Origin of the sequence: Pseudomonas sp. LAIL14HWK12:I10, from assembly GCF_900184205.1 — a bacterium.
GTDB lineage: Bacteria > Pseudomonadota > Gammaproteobacteria > Pseudomonadales > Pseudomonadaceae > Aquipseudomonas > Aquipseudomonas kermanshahensis.
In genome coordinates, this window is sequence record NZ_FXWU01000003.1 from 186971 (window position 1) to 202923 (window position 15953).

At 62.1% G+C, this 15953-nt stretch carries 13 protein-coding genes and 1 pseudogene; 3 read left to right on the top strand and 11 right to left on the bottom strand.

The genetic code is table 11. The features are described from left to right. Positions 1–85: 85 nt before the first annotated feature. Complete coding sequence (locus tag QOS90_RS07950; RefSeq protein WP_027596357.1) at positions 86–1744, top strand: NAD(P)H dependent flavin oxidoreductase family protein; 1659 nt, start codon at positions 86–88, stop codon at positions 1742–1744. Between the two features lie 68 nt (positions 1745–1812). Here the strand turns inward: QOS90_RS07950 and QOS90_RS07955 are convergent, their stop codons facing one another. Together QOS90_RS07955 and QOS90_RS07960 are read right to left on the bottom strand one after the other, a co-directional pair. After that, complete coding sequence (locus QOS90_RS07955) at positions 1813–2310, bottom strand: RidA family protein (protein ID WP_033694339.1); 498 nt, start codon at positions 2308–2310, stop codon at positions 1813–1815. An 81-nt stretch (positions 2311–2391) separates the two neighbouring features. After that, positions 2392–3783 carry an NAD(P)/FAD-dependent oxidoreductase gene (locus QOS90_RS07960; protein ID WP_202883856.1) on the bottom strand — a complete coding sequence of 464 codons (1392 nt, stop codon included), beginning with the start codon at positions 3781–3783 and terminating at the stop codon, positions 2392–2394. 393 nt (positions 3784–4176) lie between these two features. On the opposite strand from QOS90_RS07960, the gene QOS90_RS07965 reads away from it, so the two are divergent. Both QOS90_RS07965 and QOS90_RS07970 read left to right on the top strand, forming a co-directional pair. After that, the gene (locus QOS90_RS07965; protein ID WP_027596354.1) at positions 4177–4425 is read left to right on the top strand and encodes a CsbD family protein; all 249 of its coding nucleotides are present in this window, start codon (positions 4177–4179) and stop codon (positions 4423–4425) included. 242 nt (positions 4426–4667) lie between these two features. Continuing rightward, positions 4668–4952: pseudogene (locus QOS90_RS07970) on the top strand (c-type cytochrome); the annotation flags it as partial. Here QOS90_RS07970 and QOS90_RS07975 read toward each other — a convergent pair. From QOS90_RS07975 to QOS90_RS08015, 9 genes are all read right to left on the bottom strand, one after another. Further along, the gene (locus tag QOS90_RS07975) at positions 4952–5731 is read right to left on the bottom strand and encodes a MetQ/NlpA family ABC transporter substrate-binding protein (RefSeq protein ID WP_027596353.1); all 780 of its coding nucleotides are present in this window, start codon (positions 5729–5731) and stop codon (positions 4952–4954) included. The pseudogene QOS90_RS07970 and the gene QOS90_RS07975 sit on opposite strands and share 1 nt — an antisense overlap. Then, the gene (solA, locus tag QOS90_RS07980; RefSeq protein ID WP_027596352.1) at positions 5728–6903 is read right to left on the bottom strand and encodes an N-methyl-L-tryptophan oxidase; all 1176 of its coding nucleotides are present in this window, start codon (positions 6901–6903) and stop codon (positions 5728–5730) included. Before solA ends, QOS90_RS07975 begins: the two co-directional genes overlap by 4 nt. 186 nt (positions 6904–7089) lie before the next feature. Continuing rightward, a complete protein-coding gene (locus QOS90_RS07985; protein ID WP_027596351.1) occupies positions 7090–8508 on the bottom strand; it encodes an aldehyde dehydrogenase family protein in 1419 nt (472 codons plus the stop codon). Between the two features lie 10 nt (positions 8509–8518). Next, positions 8519–9559, bottom strand: a complete 1041-nt coding sequence (locus QOS90_RS07990) for a homoserine dehydrogenase (protein WP_027596350.1) — start codon at positions 9557–9559, stop codon at positions 8519–8521. 295 nt (positions 9560–9854) lie between these two features. Then, positions 9855–10292 (bottom strand): Lrp/AsnC family transcriptional regulator, encoded by a 438-nt coding sequence (locus QOS90_RS07995; protein WP_027596349.1) that lies wholly within the window; start codon positions 10290–10292, stop codon positions 9855–9857. Then, positions 10289–11677, bottom strand: coding sequence for a threonine synthase (gene thrC, locus QOS90_RS08000; protein ID WP_027596348.1), 1389 nt, complete (start codon positions 11675–11677; stop codon positions 10289–10291). Before thrC ends, QOS90_RS07995 begins: the two co-directional genes overlap by 4 nt. A gap of 15 nt (positions 11678–11692) precedes the next feature. After that, complete coding sequence (locus QOS90_RS08005) at positions 11693–12583, bottom strand: LysR substrate-binding domain-containing protein (RefSeq protein ID WP_027596347.1); 891 nt, start codon at positions 12581–12583, stop codon at positions 11693–11695. A gap of 49 nt (positions 12584–12632) precedes the next feature. Beyond that, on the bottom strand, positions 12633–14072 hold the full coding sequence (locus tag QOS90_RS08010; RefSeq protein ID WP_027596346.1) for an amino acid permease: 1440 nt from the start codon (positions 14070–14072) through the stop codon (positions 12633–12635). Between the two features lie 124 nt (positions 14073–14196). Continuing rightward, entirely contained in the window at positions 14197–15462 is a 1266-nt protein-coding gene (locus QOS90_RS08015; RefSeq protein WP_027596345.1) for a cystathionine gamma-synthase family protein, read from the bottom strand. Between the last annotated feature and the right edge of the window lie 491 nt (positions 15463–15953).

A 15953-nucleotide genomic window follows, 5' to 3' on the forward strand; every position in this document is an offset into this window, starting at 1 on the left:
TCCAGAACTGGAGGTTCTTATGGTCCTAGTCTAACGCAACAATCAGGCCTTTCTCGCCCCCAATTCAGCCCTGAGGTGTGTGTGTATGCAGCAACGCCATGTCATTGAACTGTCGCCCTCGGGCAAACGCTTCGAAGCCGCAGAAGGCTTGCTGCTCGACGCCATGCTCGCCAGCGGCCTGTCGGTGCCCTTCTCGTGCCGCCGCGGGGCCTGCGGGTCGTGCAAGGTCCAGGTGGTGTCGGGCCAGTACCGGGACAAGCAGCGCAGCGCAGACATGCCCGCGCCCTGCTACCCCCTGGCCGCCAACGAGATGCTGCTGTGCCAGAGCCATGCCTGCAGTGACATGCGCCTGGAAATCCCCGGCTGGTCGCTGGACACGCCAACGCTGGCCATCACTGCCCATGTGCTGAGCCAGCGCGCGCTGAGCGTCGACATCATCGAACTGGTGCTGCTGCCCACCCAGCCTCTCGAAGTGCGCGCCGGCCAATACGTCAGGTTCTGCCTCGACAATGGCGACAGCCGCTGTTTCTCCATCGCCAACCTGCCTGCGCAGGACCAGGGGCGCTTGGTGTTTCATATGCGCAAGGTCAGCGGCGGGCTGTTTACCGAACGCGTGCTGCCCACGCTGCAGGTGGGCGATGCGCTGCAGTTGGAAGGGCCGGTGGGCGCCTGCACCTGGCAGCACGAAGAACAACGCCCGGTCGTGCTGTTCGCCACCGGCACGGGCTATGCCGGCATCAAGCCGTTGTTACTGACGGCCCTTGCTGGCCATGCTCCAGTCACGTTGTATTGGGGCGGCTCATCGCTGGCCGACTTCTATGACGGCGACTTCCTCGACCAGGCAAGCCTTGCCCACCCACACTTTCGCTGGCACCGCGTGCTATCGGCCCAAGCCCGCGTACAACAGGTCGCGCTGACACATGCCCACCGGTGGGCCGATACCCAGGTCTATGCCTGCGGCAACAGCGCGATGATCACCAAGGCCCGCGAACAGTGCCTGGCAGCGGGCGTGCAGGCTCACCGCTTTGTCGCCGAGGCTTTCGTTGCCAGCGGCGCATCGGCGCCAGCGGCTGCGTCGCTGAGCACGCTGGACCCGGTGCTGGAAAAAGTCGGCCCACGTTACTCGTTGGACGGCATGCTCGCAGCCCGCGAGCAATCGGTGCGGGCCCTGGCAGCCATTGTCAGCCAACTGAAAGTCGGCATGACCACTGCCGAGGCGTTGCAGATGGCGGCCGAGACGTTGCAGGCGATGGGCGCGTCGCACACCTGGCACCCGACCTATATCCGCTTTGGCGACGACACCGTGCGCACACCCCGCCAAGGCATCGACCCACAGCGCCAACTGCGCGCCAGCGACATCGCCGTGGTCGACCTCGGCCCGGTGTGGGATGGCTACGAAGGCGACTACGGCGACACCTTCGTGTTTGGCGAGCACCCGCTGTATCACGCCTGCGTCAAGGCCCTGCACGACGTGTTCGAAGAAACGCGCCAAGCCTGGTGCGCGGGGCTGACCGGCCGTGAGCTGTACGACTTCGCCGAACGCAGCGCCCTCGCCAAAGGCTGGCAGCTGGAGCGCAACCTGGCCGGGCATCGCATTGCCGACTTCCCGCATGCCCTGTTCGGGCAGGACAAACTGGCCGAGTTGGACATCGTGCCGAGTGAGATGGTGTGGGTGCTGGAGATTCAGCTGTGCCACCCCACCGAGCCGGTTGGGGCGTTTTTCGAGGACATTCTGGTTGGCTGAAGCGACCCACCAACCGGGCAAGGTCAGCAGGCAGGCGTGGCTGGGCCGCGCCTGCCTTCAGTGACCTCTTAAGGACGAACTGCAGTCACTTCGATCTCAACACGCCAGGCTGGGTGCGCCAAGCCTGCAATCTGGAACGCGGAACGTGCAGGCAGGACTGGCTGCTTGGCGTCTGGGCCGAAGAACTGGGTGTAGCCGGCCATGAAGCCGTCGAAGTCCATCTTGCCGCCGTTCTCCGGGCCGCCTACCAGGAATACCTGCATCTTCACCACATCCTTCAGGCCCAGACCGAGGTCTTTGAGCTGCTTCTGGATGTTCTCGAGCACATTGATGGTTTGTGCTTTGGTATCACCGAAGGATTCCAGCGAATCCTTGGCTGCCTCTGGGTGAATAGCCGACGGAACAGAGCCGCTCAGGTAAACGACGGTCTTGCCTGCGGGTACTTCGACAGCTGCCGAAATGGGGAAACTGCCTGCGCTGTGGCGCACGACATCCTGTGCATGAACGCTTCCGGCACCAGCAATTGTCAGGGCCAATGCAGCAACGGTCTTGAAAGCGACCTTCATGTGTTTCTCCTAGTTGATTACCACGGGTGATGTGCACGCCTCGACGAGGCATGCACGGTCATTCCATTGTCGTAGCGGGGTTTAGAATCGATACAGGCTAAACGGTGTTGGGTCCAGCACTGGGGCTTTGCCCAGCAGCAGGTCGGCCGTCAATTCGGAAGACACCGGGCTTTCTGTCATGCCCCAACCGGTCGCGGTGTTGATGACCAGGCCAGAGTACTCTTTGACGGTCGAGATGATCGGGTTTTCGTCCGGGGCGATCGCCATGGCGCCGCTCCACTGATCGATCAGTTTCGACTCGGCGAAGGCTGGGAATTCGACCTTGAGTTTTGCCAGCGAGGCATTGAGCTCTGGAAGGTCAGGGGCCGCCGTCATCAGCCTGTTTTTCTCGAACGGCGACACTTCATCCAGCTTCCAGCTGGTTGGCTGCAGGAACGAATCGATCAACTGCTTGTTGAGCGAGACGTGAACCGGGAAGTCCGGGATGGCCAGCAGTGGCAGGTACTTGTAGCCATACATGAAGGACTCTTTGACCACCGGCGCAACCACGACGCGCGGCGAGGTGGCGTAGGTGCCGTCAGCTTGCTCGCGGAAGTAGATGTTCCCTGGCAACGCAACGTTACCGCCCGGTGCACGAGGTGCCGCGCTGATGATCTGCTGGGACTGGTAGGCAGGCAAGGTCGGTACATCGACACCCAGGTTCTGCATGAACAGCCTGGACCAGGCACCGCCGGCCACGACGACGCGAGAGGTCTTGATGGCGCCCTTCTCGGTCACCACGTCGGAGATGGCACCTGCTTGGGTTTCCAGCCCACGCGCAGCGCAGTGGGTGTAGATGCGCACGCCCATTTTCTTGGCGTACTCGGCCATAACGTACGAGGCACGCTCGGCGTCCAGGCTGCCCGAGTCTTCCTCGAACCCTGCGATCTTCCAGCTGGACGAGGCACCGCGCAGGCGCTGCTCAAGTTCAGTGCCTTGAATGATGCGGGTCTTGAAGGGGATGTCGGAGCCAACCTCACGGGTTTTGAGGTCGATCCACTTTCTGACGCCTTCCAGGTCTTCTTCATCGAACGGCACTTCGACACGGCCTTGAGTGCGGTAGCTGGTGTCAGCACCAACCTTGGCATTCATTTCGCGCCAGCGTTGCTTGGCAAGGTGGTGCAACTGGAAGGTCGCATCCGGCATCTTGTAGGTCATGACCTGGCCATAGAACCGGCAGGACTGCTCGCCGGCAATATCACCTTTCTCAACGATGACGACCGACAGGCCACGCTCGACCAGGTTGATCGCGGTGGTAAGACCGAGAATGCCCGCGCCGATGACGACCACGTCTGCTTGCTTGGGCAGCACACCCTCGGTGCCTTCGACAAAACCGAACCGCGGTTTGCCGGGGATCAACCGACCCTCGCGCGTCAGCATAGGGGTAAGAATCCCCGCACCTGCCGCAGCTGCCACAACGCCGCCGCCAATCAAAAACTTACGCCTGGTCATTCCCATGACACTTTCCTTACCTAGCATTCAGTATCGGTTACATCAGCCCGAACAACGGGCGCATGCAAGGCCGACAGCCCACCTGGCCAACTATGCGGCCATTGTGTGAGGCTGACGGTTCAAATTGAGGGCGGCTATTCTGGTGATGCAGCACTGCGGGAGGAATCGCTGGGGGCAAATACTTAGTTCACGTATTTCGTAACTTTCACACAAAGGACATAAATAGTTGATATGGCGACGTGGCGACTGCGTAAGTGGCGCTGTCCACACGTTGGCAATTAGCTGGCCACAGCTTCTTTGAACTAATTGGTTAACCCTACACCCTAAGCCTGAGCAGCAAGACCATTGCCACTCACTAGAAAGGTTCGATCATTTATGAAACGTGAACAGATTGAAGGTGTTGCAGAGCAGGTAACCGGTAAAGCACAAAGCGCGGTGGGTCGGCTGATTGACGACCCCGCCCTGGAAGCTGAGGGTGATGGGCGCCAGGTCGCTGGCCAACTCACTAAAAGCTACGGTGACGCATTGAATAACGTTTCTACTTTTGTGAAAGAGAAGCCCATCGCAGCGCTGGCCATTGGTGCAGCCATCACGTTAGTTCTGAGCCGCCTGTTGCGGCGTTGAGCATGAGAGTTCACGGGCCTTTAATGCCAGTCAGTTAGGTGTTATCGCCGGTAATTGGGGCCGCTGCGCAGCCCATCGCAGCGGTTCGGCGCCCCGACAAGCCAGCTCCTACAGGGATCGCGTATTTCTTGTGAGTCGCGCTAACCTGTAGGAGCTGGCTTGCCTGCGATGGGCCGCGCAGCGGCCCCCTAGGCCCTAACTGACTGAAACCCAAGTAAGAAAGAATGTCGGACCACTGTGGGATGCTTGCTCAACAAAAATACCAGCTGACATCAAAAAAACTGTTCTTCGTTTTACTAGGGGTTTTATCGCTCATGCAAATACCCCACGCCTTCGCAGAAAACGCCAATGGCAAAAATCTCTATGTGCAACGATGTGCGGTATGCCACGGAGCAGATATCAAGGGAACCGGGGCGTTAGCCACTAAAAGCAACCCTCCCACACCTGACCTTACAACGGCTGCCTTCAAGAAACGCCTGAACGATTACCCAGGCGTTATTGTGGCGTCAGTGATACTTCGACCAAATTAAAACGCCGGCACCACATCACCGTGATAGCGATCGAGGATGAACGCCTTCACCTGCGGCGAGTTCAACAACGCCCCCAGCTTTTGCACCGCTGGGTCGTTGGCCTTGTCCCGGCGCACGTACAGGTAGTTGGCATACGGCGACTCAGCGCTTTCGATAAACAGCGCATCCTTGTGTGGCACCAGCTTGGCCTCCAGCGCGTAGTTGGCGTTGATCAGCGCCATGTCTACCTGGCCCAGTACGCGCGGCAGCATGGCGGCTTCAAGCTCCTTGAACTTCAGGTGCTTGGGGTTGCTGGTGATGTCGGCGGCGGTTGCCATGATGTTGCTCGGGTCCTTGAGGGTAATCAGCCCCTGCTTGGCGATCAAAAACAGTGCGCGCCCGGAGTTGGTAGGGTCGTTGGGGATCGCGACGGTGGCGCCATCCTGCAGCTCGGCGACCGATTTTATCTTGCTGGAATAGGCACCGAACGGTTCGATGTGCACGGCCACGACCGGTACCTGATCGCTGCTCGGGCGGTCTTTCTGGTACGCCTCGTAATAAGGCTTGCTCTGGAAGTAGTTGGCGTCCAGTCGGCCCTCGTCAACCTGGCGGTCCGGCTGGATGTAGTCAGTGAACACCTTGACCTCGAGCTCCACCCCCTGCTTGGCCAATTCGGGTTTGAGGAACTCGAGGATTTCGGCGTGAGGCACGGGCACCACGGCGATCTTGAGCGTTTCGGCCTGTGCAGTACCGAGGGTGGCCGCCAGCAGGGCAAGCGAGAGTGCAATGCGCTTCACGAGAGTGTTCCTTCGAATCGTTTGAGGGTGAAAGAGGACAGGTCAAGGTCGGTGGAGCCGCGGGTGCACCACTGTGCAAAGGCTTCGCCCAAGGCAGCCGAGTGTTTGAAACCGTGGCCAGAACAGGCCGACACCACCAGGGTGTGCTTGAGCGTGGGGTGTTGGTCGATGATGAAGTGCCTGTCCGGGGTAACGGTGTAAGCGCACACGGCCGACTTGAGGACTTTGTCGGTAACCCCGGCAATACGGCCTTGCACTTGCTGCTCGTACATTGCGCGAGCTTGTTCGGCAGACACACTGCGGTCCAACAAGTCGGGCTGCGAAGCCGTGTGGTACTGAGCCGTGGCAATTTTCAAGCTGCCCTCGCCGGGCTGCGCAGGGAAGCCGTAGTTGATGCTGTTGTCGCCGCGCCCATGGGTGAGGATGAACGTGGGCGATGCGCCCTCCAGGCCTGCACCCGGCTCAAGCTCAAACCAGAACAGCATTTGCCGGTAGACACTCAGCAACCGGTCGAAGGGCTCACCCAACAACCCGCCCGCCCAGTTACCGGCGCTGAACACCAGCTTGCCAGCCTTGACCGTGCGCAGGTTGGTGGTAACCGTGACGCCGTGCTCATCCGAACTGATGCCGGTCACCGTTTCGCCAGTGTGCAATGTGGCGCCGTGCTGCGCTGCCAAGCGCAACTGCACCTCGATGCAGCGCTCGGGGCGCACGAAACCGCCACCGGGCTCGAAGTAACCGATCGCGTCATCGCGCACGTGTGCGAATTGTGGAAAGCGCTGGCGGATTTGCTTGGCATCGAGCACTTCGTGTTCGATGCCATAGGTCTTGGCCAACCCGATGGTGCGCAGGGTGAAGTCGCTTTTATCGTCGGGGTCGAAGTCGGGGCTGGACGTCAGTGCGAGCAGGCCAGACTGTTCGAACAACGACTCGCCGGACAGCGCTTCCAGTTCTCGCCAGAGCTGCTGGGCCCGTTTGACGATGGGCACATACTGCGCGCCCTCGCCTACAGAAAGCCGGGTGATGCGTGTATCGCCGTGGCTTGAGCCAAGGGTATGCGGGGGGTGATAGCGGTCGATACCGACCACATCGACACCCGCCTTGGCCAACTGATACACGGTGGCGGCGCCCATGGCGCCCAGACCGATGACGATGACTTCACAGTGCTCCACGGGCAGCGCTCGTTCAAAAAGGCGCTAGTTGAAAGCAGGCGGGCTCGGGAGACAAAGAATTAAAGGGTATATCGTTATGCCTATGTGTTCTCTGGAAGGCCTGAGCCAGAGCGGGTCCAGGCTTTCAGGAGCCGGCTTGCCGGCTCCCATAGGCCTCACCTGAATCAAAATCTGACCCTGGTGCCATCAATCCAGGTGGTTGATGCACACCACCTTGGGCTGGGTCATGTCCTCATAGGCAAACCGCACCCCTTCGCGGCCCAGGCTGCCGTATTTGAAGCCCCCAAACGGCATGGCGTCGAAGCGGTAATCGGAGGAGTCGTTGATCATCACGCCACCGGCCTCGATCCGCCGCGCCAGCTTCAGCGCCGTCGACAGATCTCGGGTGAATACCCCTGCATGCAGGCTGTATTCCGGGGCATTGGCCAGGGCAACGGCCTGGTCGAGGGTGTCGAACGGCTCCAGGATTACTACGGGGGCGAACACTTCCTGCAGCCAGATACGGCTGTCGTGGCTGACCGTTTCCAGTACCGTAGGTGCGTACAGAGCACCTTGCCGGCGATGACCGCAAAGCAGCGTCGCCCCCTGCCCCAGCGCTTCTTCTACTAGTTGCTCGGTACGGCGGGCCGCCTGCTCGGTAACCATCGGGCCGACATCCGTGTCCGGGCTGGCGGGGTCACCCAGCTGCAAAGCTTTGGATTGCGCGACGAACTGCTCGCGGAAGGCTTCGTACACCGCGCGCTGCACCAGAATCCGTTGCGTGCCGATGCAGTTCTGCCCCGCCGCCCAGAAGGCCCCAGAGACACAGGACTCCACGGTCGGCCCCAGGTCACAGTCCTCCAGCACCAGTACAGGCGCATTGCCGCCCAGGTCCATGGCGAGCTTTTTGAGCCCTGCGCTGCGGGCGATCGATTCGCCGGTGGTAAAACCGCCGGTGAACGAAATCATGCGCACCTCACGCAACTCGACCAGCGCCTTGCCCAGTTCGACACCACCGGTTGCCGTGGTCACCACGTTTTCGCCAAGCCCGGCCTGCACCAGACAATCGACCAGTTTCAACGCCGACAACGGCGCCAGCTCGGACGGTTTTAGGATCACCGCATTGCCCCCGGCAATCGCCGGGCCCAGCTTGTGCGCCACCAGGTTCAGCGGGTCGTTGTAGGGCGTGATCGCGACAATCAGGCCCAGCGGTTCGCGGCTGAACCAGCCTTGGCGGGCTTCGGACCCTTCATAGGCTTCGAACGGCACCACCTCCCCGGCATTGCGTCGGGCTTCTTCGGCGGACAGCTTCAGCGTGTTCACACAGCGCTTCACTTCCTTCTGGGCCTGACGCAGGGTTTTACCGGCTTCGGCCACGATCAAGTTGGCGAACACAGCCGCATCGGCTTCGACCAACCGCGCCGCTTCTTCGAGAATGCGCGCGCGACGGTGCCGGGGCATCGCTGCACTCTCAAGGCACCCCGCCCGTGCGCGTGCCAGCAAGGCGGGCACGGCCGTGGCGTCCAGATTGGGCACACGCCCCACCAGACGGCCGTCGAAGGGGCTGAACACGTCGATGTGGCTCGGCGCTACAGCGTGAACACTGGCCATGCGAGATACGCTCATAAAGGCTCCGTTAATGACGCGGGGTGGTGTGCAGGGCGATGATGTCGGAGAGCAAGGCATAGGCGGTTTCGATACGCCCTGCGCCCGGCCCGGACACCGTGACCGGCCCCAGCAGCCCACTGTTGAACGACACCGCATTGACCGCGCCATTGATGCCGGCAAGCGGATGATCGAGCGGCAACAGACGCGCTTCGACACTCGCGGACACCGTGCCGTCAGCGCCCTTGCTGGCAGCGCCGATCAGTTTCCAGCACTGCCCCGTGGCATGCGCCTTGACGATATCCGACGCACTGATGCCGCTGATGCCCGAGCACATCACGTCGCTGACGCTCAAGCGCGCATCCAGCAACTCGTTGGCCAGGATCACTACCTTCAGGCGCACGTCATAACCTTCGACGTCCGCCGTCGGGTCGGCCTCTGCGTACCCCAGTTGCTGCGCCTGGGCCACCGCATCCGCGAACGACATGCCGTCTTTCATGCGGGTCAGCACGTAGTTGGAGGTGCCGTTCAGAATGCCTTCGAAGCCTTGAATTTGCGAACCTGCCAGGGCCTGCTTGGCCAGGCGGATCACCGGGGTGCCGCTCATGACCGCGCCTTCGTATTCGAACGCGACATTGTGGCGGCGCGCCAGCGCCTTCAGTTCGGCGCCGTGCAATGCAATCGGCCCCTTGTTGGTGGTCACCACATGGATGCCACTCTCCAGCGCCCAGCGGCAGAAGGTGGCCGCCGGCTCGCCATCGACCGGGTTGGTGAAGGTAGCCTCAGCGATGATGTCCGCGCCGGACTGCTTGATGACGGTCTCGTTGAACGCCTCGGCAGTGCCCCCTGCAATCAGGGCGAGCGCGCCCTTTTCGGCGGGCAAGGCTGCCAGCGCGGCAGCGTCCAGGCCATTGCGGTCGACCACCGAACCGAGGAACAGGTCGGTGACGCCGACGATCTTCAGGCTGAAGCCGAGGGTGGCCTGCCAGCTGTCATTATGCGTTGCGATCAACTGGGCCAGGCCTCTGTTGACACCGCCAAAACCGACCAGGGCAATGTTGTATTCAGTCACGAAGGCATTCCTTTTTGCTGTTGTTTGATGGGCCTAGCGTACGAGCCGGCTACGGGCAGTTGAATAGGCCAAAGTGCCGTATTTATTGGGCGTTCTGCCCACACGCGAAATGGCCACTTTACGGATGCCACAGGCAGCTCGCGTTCCCTGTCGGAGCGGCCTTGTGTCGCGAAAGGGTCGCAGAACGACCCCCAGGTTTCAGCATCGCCGCCTGAATTGTGGGGGCTGCTCTGCAGCCCTTTCGCGACACAAGGCCGCTCCTACAGAAAGGGGCACGCGCAGGGGAGAATGGGGGTTAGAAGACAGCGGAGAGCACAAACGAGGTAACGGTGTTTTCAACACCCGGCATGCCGGCGATTTCTTTCCAGACGGCGTGGACCCGTTCCGGGGTCGCCGCAGCAACCCTCAGCATCAAGTCGAACTCGCCACTGAGCACTTCGCACTGGATCACTTCAGGTAAGGTGCGCAATTTGGCCAGCACGTCGTCACCGCGCATGCGGTCGTAGCGATAGACGAAAATCGCCGCGCTGATCAACGATGAAGGGCGGCGGGAATCCCCCAGCCGAACGGTGTAGCCCTGTATCGCGCCATCGCGCTCAAGCCGTTCGATACGCTGGCGCACCGCATTGCGCGAGAGGTTGACCTTGGCCCCGAGTTCGGCATGGGCAATCCGCGCATTGGCAGTCAATTCGGCAAGAATGCGCTCGTCCAGCGGGTCGAGGATGCGTTTCATGCCGGCCTCGACTGCGCTGCCAGCAGGGCCTGGCACAAGCCATCAAGGTCCCCTCTGCACAAGGCTGGCGGCCCGTCCTGCACCACGGGCTGCGGTGCAAGCTCACCCTCCCACACGCCCAACTGCGCCAACAGCGCAGCCGACTTGGCCGGCGCAATCTGGCCCAGGGTCACCATCGGTGCGCCCAGGCTGCGTCGATGCATGCGGCCGGCCAGCGCGCCGACAGCCGTGTGCGGGTCGACCAGCGCTGCGGCTTGCGTGCGCAGCTTGATGACTTCGCGGCGCACCTCGGCCTCATCCACCGCATAAGAGTCGAACAACACCCGCGCCTGAAGCCATTGCGCATTGCCGATGCTCAATTCACCGCAAGCCTCGAACTGCGCCATCAGTGCCGCAACGCTGCTGCCACTGCGCCCGTACAGCTCCCAGATGAAGCGCTCCAGGTTCGAATAGAGCGAGAAGTCCATGGCCGGTGACAATGTGCGCTGACTGGCGTGCGGCGCGTAGCGATTGCGGTGCAGAAACCGGTGGAGGGCATCGTTGCTGTTGGTCGACACGATCACCTGGTTGATCGGCAGGCCCATTTTCTGCGCAATGAAGCCGGCGTAGATCTCTGCGAAACTCGCTGCGGGCACACTGAACCCGACCGGGCGGGTGCCGCCCCCCAGTTGCAGCGCCGCATGGAAGTAGAACACGATCTGGGCAAGTACCCCGACCCAGTTGGTGGAGTTGAAACACACCGGTATCAACCCTTCCAGCGGCCAGGCACGGAACAGCCGCGCCACCAGGGTCTGGCAGTCATCGAAACTGCCATCGACGGGTATCAGCTGAACACTGGCAGGGTCACCCGCCTGCAAGGCGGCCAGGCGGTCTGCCGGGATCTCGTTGCGGGGGTAGAGAATCGCCAGGCGCACCTTCGGCCTGGAGGCGAAGGCTTCGATGGCGGCAATGCCGGTATCGCCATTGGTGGCACCGACCACCAACGCCGCTTCGCCCGACTGCTCGAGAAAGTGGCTGACCAGCCGCGCCTGAAGCTGTGCGGCAAAGTCCTTTGAGGTATGGGTAGGGCCATGAAACAGCTGCAGGATCCATTCGTTATGGCCAATCTGCTGCAGCGGCGTGATGGCACGATGGCTGAAGGCCTTGTAGCTGTCGCTGAGCAGCGCCCGCAAGGCTTGATCGTCGATGGCATCGCCGACGAAGGGCGCGATCACCCGCCAGACCAGCTCATCGAACGGCAGCCATGACCAACTGGCGATCTCCTCCGGGCTGATCACCGGCAAGTGTGCTGGCACGTACAGCCCGCCATCAGCGGCAGGCCCCGACAGCACCACCTCACGGAAGTCCGCCCGTACATCACCGTTGCGGGTACTTACGTAGTGCATGAAAACTCCACAGGGTTACAAAGGCCGGTGCGCGTGTGCCACCAGCCAGGATGAAAACAGCGCGGCATCGGGCGGCAATGGGCGGCCCTGCTCGCGTACCAGGTAAAACGACTCGCTCGCTTCGATGCGCTGGCTGAACGGCGCGACCAGTTGGCCGTCCCTGAGCAGGTCCTCGACCACCGAGGACCGCGCCAGCGCCACCCCCTGCCCCAGCTCGGCCATGCGGATGGTGGACACCAGGGTGTCGAACTGCAGCCCGCGCGAATAATCGACATCGTCCGCGCCCACCCGCTTGAGCCAATACCCCCAGCCCTCTTCATAACCCAGCACATGCAGCAGCGGGTGGTGCCTGAGGTCGCGTGGTTCGCGAATGGCCGAGCGCGCCATCAGTGCCGGCGAACACACCGGCACCAACACGTCCCAGGTCAAGCGTTGGGCATGCAGGCCGGGCCATTCGCCATTGCCCCAGCGCACTTCCAGGTCGTCCTCGCCATCGGGCGCCTTGACCCAGAGGTTGCTGATGTAGCGGATATCGATGTGCGGGTGCTGGCGGCTGAAGTCCGGCAGCCGCGGGGCAAGCCAGTACTGCAGAAACGACAGGCTGCCACGCACCTTCACGGGGCCGCGCTTGTGCTGGCCGAAAATCTCGTTGGTGCCCACCGCTAGGCGGCTGATTGCATCCTGCACCACCGGCAGGTACGACTGCCCTTCTTCGGTGAGGCCCAGGCCCCTGGGCAAGCGCTTGAACAAGGCCACGCCCAGGTGGCTTTCGAGTTGCCGAATCTGCTGGCTTACCGCGCCTTGGGTAAGGTGCAGTTCCTCCGCCGCGTGGGTAAAGTTCAAGGCGCGTGCCGACACTTCGAACGACCGCAGCCAGTTGAGCGGCGGCAGGGATTTTTGCTTCATCGACACGACCTCGTTCACAGTTGAATCCGTGCATCATGAACCGGTTTGTTCAGGTCGCGCCAACACCCGCGCCTGCCGATGCCGCAGCCGCCAGGCGCTGTGCACGTTTGTTGCGGGTCACCCAGTAGACGAAGTAGCACCAGGCAATGAACGGGATGCCGAAATACAGGGCAACGCGCTGCTCCGGGTCGAAGGCAATGCCGACACACGCCAGCACGCAGCAGGCAATCGCGCCCAGCGGCACCCACGGGTAGCCGCGCACCCTGAAGTGCAGGTCTTCGACCCGGCCGCCATTGGCCACATAGTGCCGGCGGAAGGCCATCTGGCTGGCGGCGATGCTCATCCACACCACCACCACTGCCAGGCCGGAAATCGACACCAGCGCCAAGTACACCGTGTCTGGCGCCAGCACGCTGCTGAGCAACGACGCCGCGGCGCCGGCCATGCTCAGCATGATGGCGTTGACCGGCGTGCCGCGTGGCGACAGGCGGGCGAAGCACTTGGGCATATGGCCCTGATCACTGAGCGTCCACAGCATCCGCGAGGCCGCATACAACCCGGAGTTGGCGGCCGACAGCAGCGCGGTGAGGATCACGAAGTTCATGATGTCTGCCGAGTACGGAATGCCGATCAGGTCGAAGACCATGACGAACGGGCTTTCGACCAGGCCTGCCTGTTCACGCGGCAGCAAGGTGGCCAGGACGATGATGGTGCCGACGAAGAACAGCGCCAATCGTACTACCGTAGTACGTATCGCCTTGGGCACGCTGTCCTGTGGGTCTTTTGCCTCACCGGCGGCAATGCCGATGAGTTCGGTGCCGGAGAAGGCGAACGACACCGCCAGCAACGTCATCGCGATCGGCAGCAAGCCGGTCGGGAACAAGCCTTCGCGGGTGAAGTTGGACAGCCCGATGCCCTGCACGTGCTGCACATCGAGCAGGCCAAAAATCGCCGCCCCGCCGATGGCGATGAAGGCGATCACCGTCAGCACCTTGACCAGCGACAGCCAGAATTCGGTCTCGGCAAACAGGCGTACCGACACCACGTTGCTGACCAGTACCGTGATCGCGAACAACGCGCTCCAGATCCACACCGGCGTGTCGGGGAACCAGCGCACCATCAGGATACCCGCCGCGGTGAACTCCGAGCCGATCGCCACCGTCCAGGTCAACCAGTACAGCCAGGCCACCGTGTACCCGGTGCCAGGCCCCAAATAGCGGGTTGCATAACTGCTGAACGAGCCGGTTTCGGGCATCTGCACCGCCAGTTCACCCAGGCAGACCATCACCAGGTAGACCATGACCGCGCCGACGATATAGGCGATGACCGCGCCCAAGGGCCCGGCCTGGTTGACCGTGTAGCCTGACGTCAGAAACAGGCCAGTGCCGATCACGCCGCCCAGCGCCAGCATGACGATATGGCGCGTGTGCATCTCTTTCTTGTACCCGGCCGGGTGGCCCGACGCCGCGTTTGAGTGTTCGGTGGACATAGTTGAGTTCTCATGAAGTGGCTGGCACAGCAGCCGGCAGGCGACCCTGAGGCCGCCACCGTCGCTGTGTCAGCGGCTGTTATTGTTATGGCTTTCATGAATCAGGAAGGGCGTGCCCGACGCCTCAGGTGGACACTTCGACGTGCCGGCCACAGGTGTCGCTGCCCTGCCCCTGCGCGCGCTCGACCTGCACAGCGGCGAACGCCTGGCGCAGGTCTTCCAGCAGGTCGGCGGTATCCTCGATGCCGACCGACACCCGCACCAGGCCTTCTGAGATGCCCAGTGCCTGGCGCTCTTCCAGGGTGTTTTCCACGTGGCTGGTTGTCCGTGCCGGCCCGTAGATGGTTTCCACTGCACCCAGGTTGCCGGCGCGGTGGGCGTAGCGCAGCTTGGGCAGCAACTTGACGACAGTGCCCATCCCACCCACCAGCACGAAACTGACGATGGCGCCAAAGCCGCGCATCTGCGCACTGGCGATCGCGTGGCCTGGGTGCCCAGGCAACCCGGGGTAGTTGACCGACTCGACCAACGGCTCGCTGCACAGGTACTCAGCCAGGGCCTGGGCACTGGCCTGCTGCTGGCGCAGGCGCAGCGCCAGGGTCTTGATGCCGCGAATGATCAGGTACGCGGAAAACGGGTCCAGCGAAGCGCCGTTGATTTCGCGGTAGTGACGCACCTGCGCCATCAAGGCTTCGCTGCCGCAGACCACCCCGCCCAGCACATCGCCATGGCCGGAAAGGAACTTGGTCGCACTGTGCACTACCACATCGACGCCCAGCAGCAGCGGGTTCTGGTTCAGCGGCGTGGCGAAGGTGTTGTCGGCAACGACCAAGGCGCCCACACGCTTTGCTGCGGCCACCAAGCGGCGGATGTCGAGGATTTTCAGCGTCGGGTTGCTCGGGGTCTCCAGGTAGACCACATCGCAACCCCGGGCGATTTCACGCTCCATGGCGTCGGTGTCGAGGGTGTCGCACAGCGTCACTTCGACGCCCTGACGGGGCAGGAATTCTTCGAAAATCTTGTTGGTGCCGCCGTAGCTGTCGCGGGTCGAGACCACGCGTTTGCCATTGCACAGGAAGGTATGCAGCACACCGCTGATGGCCGCCATACCGGTGCTGAAGGCCACGGCCGACTCGGCGTGCTCCAGTGCGCAGAGCTTGTCCTCGAGGACCGCAACCGTCGGGTTGCTCATGCGGCTGTAGATGAAGCCCGGCTGCTTGCCCAGCGCGATGTCGTACCAGGCGTCGATATCCTGGTAGCCGTAGGCGGCACTGGCGATGATCGGGGTTTGGGTGGCATTGAAGGGGTGCTCGACTTGTTCCCCCTCCCACACCACCCGCGTCCCGATACCCGGCTGCACGCCGTTAGCTACCTTTGCTTGGTTATTCATGTCATTGTCTCGCATCGATGAAACACGGCGGTGTTTCGACTGGTCTGCGAGGACTATAGAGCGCACCTGCGCCCATGAAAAACGATGCAATTGGGCCCTAAGGGGCGCTTATTTTAATGGCTTACCAAGCCGCCTGCGCCGGGCAAGCCATTCGGGGTTTACACATTGCCCGGTAGGAGCAGCCTTGTGCTGCGAAGAGGCCGGTGATAGCAACGAAGATTGATTGTGTTTTCACCGGCCTCTTCGCAGCGCAAGGCTGCTCCTACACAGATTGGGGGCGCAGCGCCACTGCACGTGACCTGCGGTTTGCGACAATCTTTAATGGCTTACCAAGCTGCCTGGGCAGGGCAAGCCATTCAGGGTTTATGCATTACCCGGTAGGAGCAGCCTTGTGCTGCGAAGAGGCCGGTGATAGCAACGAAGATTGACTGTGCCTGCACCGGCCTCTTCGCAGCGCAAGGCTGCTCCTACACAGATTTGGGGCGCAGCGC

Excerpts from the sequence above, each read along its gene's own strand:
- QOS90_RS08010 (WP_027596346.1), bottom strand. The coding sequence starts at position 14,072 with ATGTCCACCGAACACTCAAACGCGGCGTCGGGCCACCCGGCCGGGTAC.
- QOS90_RS07955 (WP_033694339.1), bottom strand. The coding sequence starts at position 2,310 with ATGAAGGTCGCTTTCAAGACCGTTGCTGCATTGGCCCTGACAATTGCT.
- QOS90_RS07985 (WP_027596351.1), bottom strand. The coding sequence starts at position 8,508 with ATGAGCGTATCTCGCATGGCCAGTGTTCACGCTGTAGCGCCGAGCCAC.
- QOS90_RS07950 (WP_027596357.1), top strand. The coding sequence starts at position 86 with ATGCAGCAACGCCATGTCATTGAACTGTCGCCCTCGGGCAAACGCTTC.
- thrC (WP_027596348.1), bottom strand. The coding sequence starts at position 11,677 with ATGCACTACGTAAGTACCCGCAACGGTGATGTACGGGCGGACTTCCGT.
- QOS90_RS07965 (WP_027596354.1), top strand. The coding sequence starts at position 4,177 with ATGAAACGTGAACAGATTGAAGGTGTTGCAGAGCAGGTAACCGGTAAA.
- QOS90_RS07995 (WP_027596349.1), bottom strand. The coding sequence starts at position 10,292 with ATGAAACGCATCCTCGACCCGCTGGACGAGCGCATTCTTGCCGAATTG.
- QOS90_RS08015 (WP_027596345.1), bottom strand. The coding sequence starts at position 15,462 with ATGAATAACCAAGCAAAGGTAGCTAACGGCGTGCAGCCGGGTATCGGG.
- QOS90_RS08005 (WP_027596347.1), bottom strand. The coding sequence starts at position 12,583 with ATGAAGCAAAAATCCCTGCCGCCGCTCAACTGGCTGCGGTCGTTCGAA.